Below are 528 nucleotides of genomic sequence, written 5' to 3'. Positions count from 1 at the left end.
AATTCAGATTATAATGCAGCGCTACAAGTCCAACAAATCATTACTGTAAATAAAGCAGACCAAACCATCACCTTTACCAGCACACCGCAAACAAATCCCACTATAGGTGGATCTTATACAGTAACGGCCACAGGCGGTGCTTCAGGAAATCCCGTAGTTTTTTCTATTGATGCAAACAGCACGAGTGGTGCTTGTACTATTAGCGGAAGTCTAGTGTCCTTTACGGGCGACGGTACCTGTATTGTTGATGCCAATCAAGCTGGAAATGCAAATTACAACGCTGCAGATCAAGAAGAACAAATCATGGTTGTGAATAAAATAGACCAAACCATCACGTTTACGAGCACTCCTCCTTCATCTTCCACAGTAGGAGGTACCTACACCGTAACGGCAACTGGCGGTGCTTCAGGAAACCCGGTAGTGTTCTCTATTGATGGGGCGAGTTCAGTTGGCGCCTGCAGCATCAGCGGGAATCTAGTTTCGTTTGCAAACACAGGTACCTGTATTATCGATGCCAATCAGGCCGGC

1 protein-coding gene is annotated in these 528 nt (G+C 46.0%); it reads left to right on the top strand.

The window, feature by feature from the left end; all coding sequences use genetic code 11:
- Positions 1–528 (top strand): hypothetical protein (locus tag Lsan_RS22710; RefSeq protein WP_202814639.1); only part of this gene is annotated, 528 nt, incomplete at both ends.

The organism is Legionella santicrucis (genome assembly GCF_001468135.1).
GTDB classification, from domain to species: Bacteria; Pseudomonadota; Gammaproteobacteria; order Legionellales; family Legionellaceae; genus Legionella; species Legionella santicrucis.
The sequence above is the reverse complement of the archived record's forward strand: the minus strand, read 5'-3'. Positions and strand labels throughout refer to the sequence as shown.